This window comes from Leptolyngbya sp. 7M (genome assembly GCF_018128485.1).
Genome location: NZ_CP070897.1, coordinates 1,504,894 through 1,518,264, shown reverse-complemented (window position 1 = coordinate 1,518,264; position 13,371 = coordinate 1,504,894). Strand labels below are relative to the sequence as shown.

Below are 13,371 nucleotides of genomic sequence, written 5' to 3'. Positions count from 1 at the left end.
CTCCCGATCGCACCCGCTTTGTTAACGCACGGAAGTTCGGCTAGAATGCCGTGAGTCCTGACTTCCCGAAAATCTATGGTCTTCCTAACCCGTTCAGCCGCCGTTTATGGCATTGATGCGCTTATTGTCGATATAGAGGTAAATCTCCGTCCCGCATTGCAGAACGATATGTCACCTGCAGTAACGATCGTCGGACTTCCCGATACCGCGGTGCGTGAATCCCGCGAACGCATACGCGCCGCGATCGGCAACAGCGGTTTCTTTTTCCCGGTTCAGAGGGCAACAGTAAACCTTGCACCAGCCGACGTGAAGAAGGAAGGTGCTAGTTTCGATCTGCCCATAGCCTTGGGCATTCTAGGTGCGAGCGGTGATCTGGGCAACGGTGAATTGCTGGAAAGCACATTAAGCGTCGGCGAACTCTCGCTCGATGGTCGTGTCCGGCCTGTGCGCGGAGCTCTATCGATCTCGCTTTCCGCAAGGGATAACGGTATAAAGAATCTTATCGTCCCTGAAGAAAACGCCAAAGAAGCCGCGGTAGTTACTGGGATCGATGTTTACCCTGTTTCTTCGCTTCGCGAGGCGGCCGGCCTTGCCGAGGATCTTATTGCTTCCACTACCCCAAGGATCAAACCACTGGAGCTTAGTGCCGATGAACTCAACGGAGATCGAGAACACTACCGGTTCGACCTGGCGGAGGTGCGCGGCCAACAGACGGCAAAGCGCGCTCTGGAAGTTGCCTCCGCCGGCGGGCACAACATTCTTTTCATCGGCCCACCGGGATCCGGCAAGACGATGCTTGCAAAACGCTTGCCAACGATCTTGCCTCCGCTTGAGTTTGAAGAAGCTCTGGAGATCACAAAGATCCATTCCGTCGCTGGCTTGACGGGCCGCTCCGGATTGATAACCGAGCGACCCTTCAAATCGCCGCATCATACCGTTTCGCAGGCGGGATTGATCGGTGGCGGTTCCGTCCCGCGGCCGGGTGAGGTATCGCTTGCCCATCTTGGAGTTCTATTTCTTGACGAACTTCCTGAATTCGATCGCAGTGTTCTTGAGGTGCTGCGTCAACCGATGGAAGACAAGCAGGTAACCATCTCACGGGCCGCTTCGTCGCTGACCTTTCCGGCTAATTTTACGCTAGTAGCCTCAATGAATCCGTGTCCGTGCGGCTATTTTGGTTCGTCACGCGAGTGCAACTGCTCGCCCGCAATGATCCAACGGTATGTAAGCAAGATATCCGGGCCGCTGATGGATCGGATCGATATACATATCGATGTACCGGCGGTGAAGTTCAACGAGCTCCGCGGAAAAGGAACATCCGATGGGGACAGCTCCGATGTCATCCGCCGGCGCGTGATAAATGCGAGAGAGAAGCAGATCGAGCGTTTAGCCGCCGACGGAATCTTCTCAAACTCAGCGATGTCTCCGTCGCATATAAGAAAGTATTGCTCTCTGGATGCGGAAAGCGAGCAGCTTCTTGAAAGGGCAATGAACAGACAGGGTCTTTCCGCACGGGCTCACGACCGGATACTTAAAGTTGCACGCACCATCGCCGACCTAGATCAAAGCGACGATATAGGCCCGGGACATTTGAGCGAAGCGATAAACTATCGTTCGCTCGATAGAGATTATTGGGTCTGAGTAAGATAGAAAGGTCTTATTGATTGACCAACATCATCTTGCCGTCAGCGGTTCGGATAGTCATCGGCATTGCTTCGATAACGGTCAGCGGCGGGGCTTCTTTCTGCTCTACCTTGGCAAGTTGCTGATCAGTCGTGCGAACGTTCTTGATGTAGCTCGGATCTGAAATGGAATTGTAGCGAGCGCTTATCCTCCGAACATATTCCTGGGTCTCTCGATATGGCGGAATTCGCCATCCATGTTTCATTACTGCTCCTTCACCGGCATTGTAGCCGGCAAGTGCAAGTACAACATCTTGATTGAAATGATCTAGTAGCCATCGCATATACCGAACGCCGGCTTCAATGTTTTGTTTTGGGTCGTAGATGGAGGTTACGCCGAACCGGCGTGCCGTCGCGGGCATTAACTGCATCAATCCGCTGGCTCCTTTGTGCGAGCGAGCGTGAAGTTTGAATGCAGATTCCTGATGCATTTGAGCATAGATCAGCAGCGGATCGATGCGGTACTTGCGGCTTGAATCGAGAATGTGCTGGTCATAGACCGGATTTCCGGTCGTGAAACCCTTTAACGTGGTGTTCGATCCCATAACGAGACGAACCGGATTTGGGGAAAAGCCACCTTCGCGCGTCGCCAGGCCGTCCGTTACTACGACACTCGGCTTCGTGCTTGCCGTTTTTTTAACAAGCGGATCCTCATAGATGGTTACCCATTTTCCGTTTCGCTTAACCCTTTTTGCCACCTTACCAGTATTGGGGTCAGGCGGCGGAGGCGGCTTGTAAACAGTAACTCCTTGCGAACGATCGAAATTATCGAAAACCCTTACAGCCTGTCCTGAAATTTGGAGACTAGAGACAAATAGTAGGGTCAATGAAGTTCCGATGATTCTCATTTCTTGAAATTAAAATGATAAAAGTGAAAGGTGTAAGTGGACCAAGTATGGTGTTTCGGCAGGAGCCAAACAAAAGGATATCGCGAAGTCAACGTTTGCTAAAAATCTAAACAATGACCAACAATGTTGGGCATATTCGGATTGGTAGGATAGCACAATCAGGTGAAAAAGCAAACTATTTTGGAGTTTTGAAGTTTTTTTCCAACTCCTGTTTGGAGTATCTTTAGCGATATGCTCTACCTTTCTCAGGTGCTTGGCGGCCCGATATTTGATTCTCGCGGTGAGCGGATAGCATCTGTCAATGACGTGCTCGTTCGGTACGGCGATGATGATCATCCGCCAGTCATCGGGCTTGTTGCGCGATTTCGGCGTAGAAATTTTTTCATTCCGCAACGCAATATTGCAGATTTTGGAGAGTCTGGGGCAAGGATGAGTTCTGCAAAGCTGAACCTCACCCCCTTTGAACGACGTGAGGGCGAAGTTCTGCTGGGCAGGGATGTTTTGGATAAACAGCTGATCGATGTGGACGGAAAGCGCGTGGTTCGTGTAAACGACGTTCAACTTATCGAAGCCGGCAACGAGTGGCGTATTTCTGGAGCAGATATAAGTTTTCAGGGTTTCCTCCGTCGGCTTTTACCAAAGGGGTTTTATGGTTATGACAAGCCGGTAGAAGTGATCGACTGGGCGGACGTCGGTTATCTGGCTACAGATACGGCAACCGCTACTGTCCAGCTAAAATCATCAAGCGATAAGCTTTCTCGTCTTCACCCTGTTGAGATAGCACAGCTTGCGGAATCTCTTTCGCCGATCCATCGCACGGAGGTTGTGGAAAGCCTTGACAACGAGATCGCGGCAGACACTCTCGAAGAGATGTCAACAGAGGCCCAAGCAAGGATCCTTCAGGAGATGGATGAAGAACGGGCAGCGGACATTTTGGAAGAGATGTCTCCGGATGACGCCGTAGATGTTCTGGAAGAAATGGATGACGACAAAGCCCAGGAACTCTTCAATCTAATGGAAGATGAGGAACGTGCGGACGTTGCTGAGCTAATGGCTTTTGACAACGATACAGCCGGCGGCCTGATGACAACCGAGTTCGTTACCGTCCCGAGAAAGCTGAGCGTCGGAGAAACGATAACCCGACTTCGCGAAATGGCAGAGACGCCAAATATGATCTATTACCTCTATATTGTAGAGGAAGAGGGTTCGTGGAAGCTTTGTGGTCTTATAAGTCTTAGAAGTTTGATACTCGCAGATCCGGAAAAACAAATAGAAGAGGTAATGCGTACCGAATTCAGGTTTGCTCACCCCTCAGATCCCGCAGAAAAAGTGGCCCAAACAATTTCAGAATATAATCTGCTTGCACTGCCCGTAGTCGATGATGAAGGCGATATTGCCGGCATCGTTACCGTAGATGATGCTATGGAGATATTGCTTGCTAGAGACCTTACATCGCGTCTGCCGCGACTATTCGGCTAGTAGGCAGGATCAGCTATACTGAAGTTCGCCGGCTCCTTTAGCCTCCCCGGAAATATTCGCTGAATGCTGAGCAAGTTGAACAGGATCTGAAGAAACACCTTCGGCATAGGCGGATTCGAAGTCTTCGCGTGACAGGCGATGCCTGACCTTCTCAAGATAGCTTTCACGAAATGCTAATTCAGCCGGTTCATTCTTGTAACCAAGTGACTCGCGAAGGCTTTCAGCAGCACCCGCCAACTTTGCTGCTTCGTGAAAATTCGATTCAGCAGTTCTTAAAGCTCCGAATCCATCAAGCGAATGCGAAAGCGTTATCTTGTTGCCGATGTCGATGGCGATCCGGGCGGCTTCTGCAAAACTTTCGTTTGCAGCTATCGGATCGTTTGTAAGAAAACGGCTTGTCCCAAGATTATTTAATGAATCGCCAAGAGCGACCTTTCGGTCCATGGTGCGGAAAAGCTGGGATGCTTCTTCGAACAACTTGCGGGCCTGAGTGTGGTCTTTTTCAACGCGAGCAAGATCTCCTAGGAAACTTAATGACATCGCAATACCGTAATCGTCCTCAAGTTCACGGCTCAATCTCAGGCCCGTTTCAAAATGCTGACGGGCTGATTCCAAGACATTTTGTTGCATGGCAACAAGACCTAACCCCCGATTCATCGCTGCAATACCTTGTTTATCGCCTGCCTCGATACAACTTTCGAGACCGTTTTCATATGCTTTTCGGGATACATCATGTTGTCCACGAAACCTAGCCGTTAGTCCAAGGCCGCTATAGATCTTTAACCGATGTTCTGGAGTCGCATCTGCCAGGTGGTCCGCTGCTGTGATAAGCCAATTGAATCCTTCGGTCAAATGGCCATGGAGAAGCCAGAAGTTGCGAAGAGCTACCACGATGCGCAACGCGCTCTTTTTATCTTTATCGAATGACCACTTCAATGCGGCACGAATATTGTCGTGCTCTATCTCAAAGACCCTAAATATCTCACCGGGACTCGCTGTTTGGATCAGCGGCTCAGCCTTTTCGACATTGTTCGCATAATGCTCCGCCAATCGGGCGAACAAAATGTCATACTCACCCGCCTCTCTAAGAAGAGAGATAGCATGGTCGCGAACGACCCCAAGCATCCTAAATCGTGTCTCGTGTGTTTTTTGCGATCGTTCAGAAATAAGGTTGTGTTCGGCAAGTGCCGCGACCGAATCAAGAACATTCAGATCTGCTTCAGCATTTGAAATTGCCGCACCGCAAATAGCTTCTGCGAGATCAACTGTAAATGTTCCCGAAAAAACAGCTAGACGCCTAAAGAGGATCTTGCAAGTGTTTCTTTTTCAAACTTGACCGGGTCGATCTTCTTATCGCCGGCAAGGTGCAGCTTCATATCGATCAAAGCCGACGATAGATATTCGGTCGTGGCAAAGCCCTGGTTGAATGTCGAGGCTCGTTCGATTTTGTCCACCAGTTCCTGCGGGATCGGCTTGCCGGTCTGATAATGCACAGCATATTTTTGAAGCACTTCGGGTGTGGAAAGCCAATGCTCAAGAAGCTGCGATGGGAACTCGACATAATCGCGTGCGACCGCAGTTCCGGAAAGCGTAGGATAGGTTACATTCGAGGAAAGTCCGTGAAGCGCGTGGCCGAATTCGTGGAACATAGTAGAAGCGTCGTCCCAAGAGATAAGCACCGGTTCGCCGGGCTTGCCCTTAACGAAGTTCGAATTATTTGAAACGATCGTCGTGATGTCTTTTCCGTCCATTCGCTGCTGGCTGCGATAGGCATTCATCCAGGCGCCGGACCGCTTGCCATCGCGAGCGTAAGGATCGAAATACCAAAGGCCGACGTGTTTTCCGGTGATCTTATTCTTGACCCCCCAAACTGTAACGTCCGGATGGAAGACAGGGGCGTTTGTAACAGGTGAAAATGTGAAGTTGAATAATTCACCTGCGACAAAGAACATCGCATCCCGGATCTTGTCGAGCTGTAGATATGGCTTTACTTCGTTTTGGTCAAGATCAAATTTTTGCTTTCGAACCTTTTCCATATAGTAGCGATAATCCCAAGGTTCTATGGTGATATTTGCTCCCTCCTTGTCCGCAAAAGCCTGCATATCGGCGACCTCTTCTTTGACGCGAGCGATAGCAGCAGGCCAGACGGTTTCCATCAGTTCCATAGTGCGTTCGGGCGTTTTCGCCATCGCGTTCTCAAGCCGCCAATGCGCGTGAGTTTCATAACCGAGCAATTTTGCGCGTTCGGCGCGGAGCTGAAGGATCTCGGTTATAGTCGCATTGTTATTAAATTCGTTAGGATTATCGCCGCGATTGATGAACATCTTCCAGACCTTTTCGCGGAGGTCACGGCGGTCAGAATAAGTAAGGAACGGATCGACGGAAGAGCGCGTGTTGATGATTATTCCGGCGGCCCCCTCGACCTTCTTTGCTACAGCAGCTGCGGCTGCGGCGTCTCTGAGAGATTGTGAAAGCCCCGCCATATCGGATCCATCTTTTAGGACCACCCACTGGCCATTCTCTTCGGCGAGGAGATTCTGGCCAAATTTTGTGAATAAACCGGCGAGCTGTTGATTTATCTCAGCCAACCGCGCCTTTTTCTCTGCGCTCAGTTTCGCGCCCGAACGCACAAAGTTTGTGTAATGAACCCAGACTAGCCTTTGCTGCTCAGCATTTAATTTTGCTTTTTCCGGAGAGTTATAGACTGCCTCAATGCGTTTGAAGAGAGCTTCGTTCTGATTGATCTTGTCGTTGAAGGCGGCAAGCTTTGGAGCCATTTCGCGTTGGACAACCTGATAGTCAGGCGTTGCCATATTCGCACCCCAGATGTAATAAATGGTCAGAACACGGTCAAGTTTATGCCCGGCCCGCTCCAACGCGGCAATCGTGTTATCAAACGTCGGGGCGGCGGTGTTGCCAGCGATCTTGTCTATCTCGGCAAGCGATTCTGCCATTCCGGCTTCGATCGCAGGTTTGAAGTCGGCGACCTTTACCTTATCGAAAGGCGGGACGCCGCCGTATGGGCCGACCCATTCGGCAAGCAGCGGGTTTGCCGCAGTATCAATGTCCGTTGCGGCCTGAACATTTGTATCTTTCATAAAGAAAAAAGCAGCGAGGGCGAGGGCAAGGCCCGAGGTCGTCAGCAAGAGTCGTGTAAAGATCGCGTTCTTCATAACACTCCTTAGATTCACATAAATTGTCTGCGGATGGCAAAAAAGCCCATTATCTTGATATTTCGTAGGATAAAGGGCTTTTGTTGCAGAGATTGTGGTACACCCGGCATGATTCGAACATGCGACCTCTTGATTCGTAGTCAAGCACTCTATCCAGCTGAGCTACGGGTGCAAAGCGAACCTAAAGGATACAAACCGTGCCGTGAATATGTCAAGCAAGTTGCGCACGGCGGCGGCCGCGATCTGGCAATGTTGGTCTTTCGGACGCGTTCCGGTATCGGTGGAGTTAACGAGCGAAATAACCCTGTCGTGTTCTTGCGATCAACGACGGATCGTTGACCTCGACGGAGATAGTGCGCCATTTTCCGTCGCGTTGAGCGTTTAACGGTTGATACTCAATCGTATAAAGCGTCCTGAGGTCTGCGGCAACCAGTGCATACAACGCGCCCATTTCTTCGAGCCTCCGTATTGTGTTCATAGTGCCGCCGGTACGGTCTGCGATCAGTTGCAGCCGCTGTCTGGCCGCCGTGAACATAGCTACCTGTCGCGGAGTCGGGTCCGCAAGCCGTGCCGGATCACCGGTCGGCAAGGCGAGCGGATAAATAGTAACACCTTGTAAATGGGCACGATTCAGAAGCCGGTCAAGCGTCGCGTTAGCATCCGGCTTTATGATCGTTTCCACCTGATCATCTGGGGTTTCTGAAAGAAGTGCGCGGTCTAGGGCCTGGGCCGCAGTGTCAACTCCGTCGGTAAGAACAACGATCGCCTTTCGCCTGGTTTTTTCTTTTGCAAGCGTATCCATTGCGAAATCTATCGCTTTGTAAAGATCGGTATCACCGCTGCCGTTCGCAACGGAAATAGAGTGGGCAGCCCGGCGCCTATCAGTCGTAAAATCATTCAATACCCGTAACTTTGTATAAAACTCGATAACGGATATCCGGTCTTCCGGTCCCAAAGCGTCCAGGAATCGAGCGGCAGAGAGTTTTATGTTCTGGCGAAAGCTCTTCGTGGAGCCGCTCATATCCAAAAGCATTACGACGCTGAACGGTGCGGTCGAGGTCTCAAAGGTTGTTATCTCCTGTTTTTTTCCATCTTCATAAACGGTAAAGTTGCCGCGAATAAGATCAAGTGCCGGACGTCCCCGCTGATCGACCACACCAACATTGAGCCTGACAATTGCCGTATCAACACGGATCGGATCGTCATCCTGTGCAAGAACACCAATACAGCAAATAGAGATAAGAACAGTAGATATGAAGAAACGATAAAACAACATAGGGTAAATGATATCAATGAGACGAAAAGCATAGAAAGAGCGTTGCTTTGTTTACCCTTACGCGATAAGGCTTCGCTCTGAGAGCATGCTCGGCTATAATATTTAGGCCTTTAGATCGTCCCATTAATTAATTGCACAGTTTGATGTTCTATAAGCCAAAGTTCTGCTCTGAGTGCGGCCAGCGGATAATCCGTGAGGAATGGTCGTTTCGGCACAGCCGGCAGTATTGCGACCTTTGCAGTACGGACCATCAAATAAGTGAACTTTGGAATAAGTGGTCTGTCTTATTGATACCGATCCTGATAGTAGGCAGTGCATTCGTATCTTTCCGCTCGCAAAGGGCGGAGCCTGCGCCCGCCGGTGTGCAGAATGCCCCGAGAACCTTGAAAAGCACATCAGTTGCTGTGCCTGAAACTAGATCGATCGCAGAAAAGAGCTTAACGGATACTAGGGAGCCTGTTTCGGGAACCGAACGTGCGCAGGAACAAGATACCAATTCCTCTAGGGCGTCGGATACTAAACAACGTCCTAATTTGGCCGATGATGAAAAGATCTTCAAATGCGGGGCTCCGACCAAAAAGGGCACACCCTGCACTAGACGGGTGAAAACGCCCGGCCCCTGCTGGCAGCATAGGGAGTGATCTTCGAGACATTGACCGCCGTATTTGCTCCAATTTAACTATTTAGATCTAGTTGGCCTTTCCACACTTACTATTGAAGTTTAGGATGAATTGTTGGAAAATAACCCTTTGTCTGTCCGAAGTACTCAATAGTACTCAATTACTCACGTTCGCTTTGTGATTAACAACACCAAATGAAGTCCCTTGCACAGAACACACTTATCCAAAACCGCTATCTTATAGTTCAGCTCATCGGCAAAGGCGGCATGGGCGAAGTCTATCTCGCGGTCGATCAGCGGTTGGGAAGCGCGGTTGCGTTAAAGCGAACGCTTCATTACGGAGATGAAGCCTTAGACAATGCATTTGAGCGGGAAGCTCGTGTATTAGCAAGGCTTCGTCATCCGGTCTTGCCGAAAGTTAGCGATCATTTCACAGAGGGCGACCAACAATTCCTTGTTATGGAACACATTTCGGGTGATGATCTGGCTAAAAGGATCGAGATCGCCGGAAAACCATTCCCGGTCAGTTGGGTGATGTTTTGGGCAGATCAGCTTTTGGATGCGCTCTCATATCTTCATTCGCACGAGCCGCCAATAATCCATCGGGATATAAAACCGCAGAACCTTAAGCTTACTGATGAGAATCACATAGTGCTCCTCGACTTCGGATTGTCAAAAAGTTCGACCGGGCAAACGAATCTCGGCCCGACCAGCGGCGGGAGCACCGGAAGCGTGGTCGGATATACGCCGCATTACGCCCCGATGGAGCAGATCAGAGGTATCGGAACAAGCCCGCGAAGCGATATCTATTCGCTTTCTGCGACGCTCTATCAACTACTTACAAATACAGTCCCGGTCGATGCGCTAACACGTGCGGACGATATGCTCAATGGGTCGCCTGATCCCGTTCGCCCGATCGATGAGGTCAATCCGGAGGTCGCTCGAGAGATATCTGACGTAATCCTACGCGGAATGGCGGTTAGCCAAGAGAAGCGTTTTGAGAGCGCTCGGGAAATGCAGAAGACGCTTCGCCGCGCATATAGCGACGTTCAGAATGCGATGTCTGCAAAAACTGTTGTCATTCCGGGAGGGACAAACATTTCTGATCAGGCAGGAGCTTCGCCTACGGGAGATGCGGCAGATGTGCTTGTGCCAGCGCCGATGAACGAACCTGAGCCCGATTTCGGGGCAACGCTTGTTTATGACGGCGTTCCTGTCGATGCTCCGTCTGAGCCGCAACAGTCAGGGATAAAGACCGAGGTTTTTATTCCCGGAGCTGCTTCTTTTATACCCGAAACTTCGGACCAGCCAGAGTCTGACGTGCCTCTAGCCTCCGCCGAAGAGGATATTCCGGACTTTGCGATGACCAATGCTTATTCGGGGCTGAGCGGGTTCGAAAACTCAGCATCCGAAGACACCGGTTCGGATTTTGAACCGAATGCGACGGTGCCGATCATCGCCTTTGAAGGGGCAGGAGACACTTCTTCCCGTAGCGACTATGATGCGAGGCAAGGGACGGAGGGTTTTCAAACTGCGGCTGCCGTTGGAGAGACCGGAGATCAGCAATGGGGAGCGTCGCAGGGCGATCAGGCTCAGCAATACGCTGCCGCTGCATCTGCACCGAAGAAAAAAGGCGGAGCCGGGAAGATCATTGCTTTGCTTGGGGGGTTACTACTCCTGTTGCTTTTGGGCGGAGGAATTGCCGGTGGTATTTGGGCTTATTTCAATTATGTAGCGGTCGATGCAGACCCGACCCCAACCCCTACGCCTGTCGAGACGCCATCACCGACACCGGATGAAGATATTGCCGTGCCTACGGAGACGCCGACGCCTGACTCATCGCCGTCACCTTCGCCTTCACCCGAGCCGTCCCCGAGTCCGGAGCCGACATCAACGCCGGTAAGCACGGATCCGCGTCCGACGCCATCAGGTCCACGACCTACGCCCGCGATCCCAAGACCGACGCCGACAACTCAGCGTCCGACCCCGGCCCCGACGCGAGCGCCGACTCCACGCCCGCGGCCGACAATTTTGCAATAAGATGTGATGAGGCCATTATGATTAAAAAAACGTTAATTTCTCCGATCGGCATATTATGGATCGGCTGCCTGCTTATGCTGTCGGCAGAGACTGTAGATGCACAGAATCGCCAGAACCAACGTCGTTTCCAACAGCTAATTACCGAAGGCGATAAGCTTTTTCGCCAGAAGAATTATCGTGGGTCGATAGACCAATATGCACAGGCGATCGTGCTGGGACCGGAGAACCCCCATCCTCGCTTCTGGAAGGGAATGGCCCATTACTATCTTGATGATTTCGATATGGCCCTTCCGGAATTTGACGCCGCGCTGCAGCGCGGATACAACCGGCCTGGCGATGTTTACCTTGTGCGTTGGCGGATCTATTTTGCCAAGAATGATTACGCGAAGGCATTGAATGATGTCCGCAGCGGTCTGCAGCTTGATCCGAACAATCAGGACCTTCTCCTTGCATCTGCGGATATTGCGTTCGCTCAGGAGGATTATGATGAAGCACTCTCCGCATATCAGCGGTTTGCTCAAAGAAATCAGGCAAACGCTGAGGTGCACTTCCGAATGGCCCAGCTTTATGCTCGAACGGGCGATGCAGCGTCGCAGGTTGCCTCAGCCGAAGAGGCGATAAGGCGAGGTACGCGTAATGTGGCCGATGCCTATCTTTTGATCGGCGATGGATACACCGCCCAGATGAAGTTCAATGATGCCGTAGCCGCTTATGAGAAAGCGGTAACCGCAAGACCTGATGTCTATCAAACCTATCAGAAACTTGCCGAAGGTTATCGTGCGATGGCCCAGTTCGAAAAGGCTATCGAGGCTTCGCGGCGAGCTCTCAGGATCTTCCCGACCAATGGCGATATTTATACTGACATTAGCTGGTATTACAGTCTTGCCGACCGGCATCAGGACGCGGTTGATGCGGCTCAGGCTGCGATCCGTTTCAGCCCGGGCACTCATATGCCGTATACAAACCTTTGTAGGGCATACAATGACCTTCGTCGATACGACCTTGCCATTACTGCCTGCAACAATGCATTGCGGATAAAGCCTGATGACGGCGAAGCTCTGTTCTATCTTTCAAGGGCGAACAGGGCACTTGGAAGGACGGCGGAGGCAAATCGCTTGACGAAGCGTGCTGTTGCGGGATTAGAGGAACTTGTTCGGCTTAATCCGGCATATTCCGATATGCATTATCTTCTTGCCGGAGCCTACTACGACGACGGAAAGATCGATAAAGCTCTTAGCTCGTATATGCGAACACTTGAGTTGAGCCCGAATTTCGTCAAGGCCCTGTTCAATGTTGGCATAATTCACATCGTTGCGGGCAGGAAAGCTGAAGCTCTCGAACAGCATCGCCGTTTGGCTGCTATCAGCACTAAATACGCAGATATGCTAAAGGCTGAGATAGACAAGATGTAGTCTGCAAAGTTTCGGGGTGTTGAATTATAAACCCGAGCTGTTCACAGGGACGTCGACACTCTGGAACTTCAGCACAACTCGAACGGATTCCGAACGCTTGTCCATCGACGCCGGAACAAAAGGAGCTGATCCCGGTGCCTGCAGAGCTTTGCGAAGCTCATATATCGCATTATCGTCGCGCCTGGGTTCAACTACTTCGGCTATTCTTGCAAGTCCATTCCCAAATACGTCAGCGACTACTACCACTTCCTCATCCTTCATCTCTCCGCGCACCAATGAGCGCGAAAGAGCGACAAGAGCACCCTGCGGATTAACGCTAGGAGATTCATAGGCTACCGAAAGTCTGGTGCTGGCGAATTCCAGCGGGGAAAGATCGATGCCATCGACAAAGTCAGTATTCGTGCTTGCAAGATAAAGGGTGGACGTTCCGGAGACCGGCTCAGAGGCGATCATCGGACGATTTACCGGTGAAAGTACGAGCCAAATAAGCGAGAGGGCAAATACTACCGATGCAAAAGAGCCAACAAGCGAGGGCATCATCCATCGCTGATACCAGCTTCGCGTGTCCCCGATCAGCCTAAATGCCGGCGAAACTGTTTCCGGAGCAATGGCATTTCGAACCGCAGCACGAATATTTTCGATCAGCCTATCATTTGCCACGATTGGCCGAGCACGGCGAAGTGCATTTCGATTTTCCTGATAATGGGCGAGCCGGTCGCGGCATAATGGACAGGCTGCAAGGTGTGCGTCTATCGCTTCGGTCGCATCCTGAGCCAGAACATCATCGAAATAAACCGCCAGATCGAGTTGGATATCCTGACATTTCATAGCCTGCTCCTTAA

The 13,371-nt window shown here is 51.1% G+C and carries 9 protein-coding genes and 1 tRNA gene; 4 read left to right on the top strand and 6 right to left on the bottom strand.

All coding sequences use genetic code 11. The features are described from left to right. Positions 1–75 precede the first annotated feature (75 nt). Positions 76–1,641, top strand: coding sequence for a YifB family Mg chelatase-like AAA ATPase (locus JVX88_RS07185; protein ID WP_211626652.1), 1,566 nt, complete (start codon positions 76–78; stop codon positions 1,639–1,641). Between the two features lie 16 nt (positions 1,642–1,657). Here the strand turns inward: JVX88_RS07185 and JVX88_RS07180 are convergent, their stop codons facing one another. Further along, positions 1,658–2,530: a lytic transglycosylase domain-containing protein gene (locus tag JVX88_RS07180; protein WP_211626651.1), complete on the bottom strand. Its 873-nt coding sequence runs from the start codon at positions 2,528–2,530 to the stop codon at positions 1,658–1,660. 231 nt (positions 2,531–2,761) lie between these two features. Between JVX88_RS07180 and JVX88_RS07175 the strand changes: the two genes are divergently transcribed. Further along, on the top strand, positions 2,762–4,009 hold the full coding sequence (locus JVX88_RS07175; protein ID WP_211626650.1) for a magnesium transporter MgtE N-terminal domain-containing protein: 1,248 nt from the start codon (positions 2,762–2,764) through the stop codon (positions 4,007–4,009). Positions 4,010–4,018: 9 nt separating this feature from the next. On the opposite strand, the gene JVX88_RS07170 is transcribed toward JVX88_RS07175, so the two are convergent. The 4 genes from JVX88_RS07170 to JVX88_RS07155 form a co-directional block, all read right to left on the bottom strand. Continuing rightward, a complete protein-coding gene (locus JVX88_RS07170) occupies positions 4,019–5,134 on the bottom strand; it encodes a tetratricopeptide repeat protein (protein WP_211626649.1) in 1,116 nt (371 codons plus the stop codon). Between the two features lie 164 nt (positions 5,135–5,298). Further along, positions 5,299–7,182 (bottom strand): M3 family metallopeptidase, encoded by a 1,884-nt coding sequence (locus tag JVX88_RS07165; RefSeq protein ID WP_211626648.1) that lies wholly within the window; start codon positions 7,180–7,182, stop codon positions 5,299–5,301. Between the two features lie 95 nt (positions 7,183–7,277). Then, positions 7,278–7,354, bottom strand: a tRNA-Arg gene (locus JVX88_RS07160). A 114-nt stretch (positions 7,355–7,468) separates the two neighbouring features. After that, positions 7,469–8,458 (bottom strand): VWA domain-containing protein, encoded by a 990-nt coding sequence (locus JVX88_RS07155; protein ID WP_211626647.1) that lies wholly within the window; start codon positions 8,456–8,458, stop codon positions 7,469–7,471. Between the two features lie 814 nt (positions 8,459–9,272). On the opposite strand from JVX88_RS07155, the gene JVX88_RS07150 reads away from it, so the two are divergent. Both JVX88_RS07150 and JVX88_RS07145 read left to right on the top strand, forming a co-directional pair. Beyond that, a complete protein-coding gene (locus tag JVX88_RS07150) occupies positions 9,273–11,117 on the top strand; it encodes a serine/threonine protein kinase (protein ID WP_211626646.1) in 1,845 nt (614 codons plus the stop codon). Between the two features lie 17 nt (positions 11,118–11,134). After that, entirely contained in the window at positions 11,135–12,529 is a 1,395-nt protein-coding gene (locus tag JVX88_RS07145; RefSeq protein ID WP_211626645.1) for a tetratricopeptide repeat protein, read from the top strand. Between the two features lie 24 nt (positions 12,530–12,553). Here JVX88_RS07145 and JVX88_RS07140 read toward each other — a convergent pair whose 3' ends face one another. Next, on the bottom strand, positions 12,554–13,357 hold the full coding sequence (locus tag JVX88_RS07140; RefSeq protein WP_211626644.1) for an anti-sigma factor family protein: 804 nt from the start codon (positions 13,355–13,357) through the stop codon (positions 12,554–12,556). Positions 13,358–13,371: the final 14 nt, after the last annotated feature.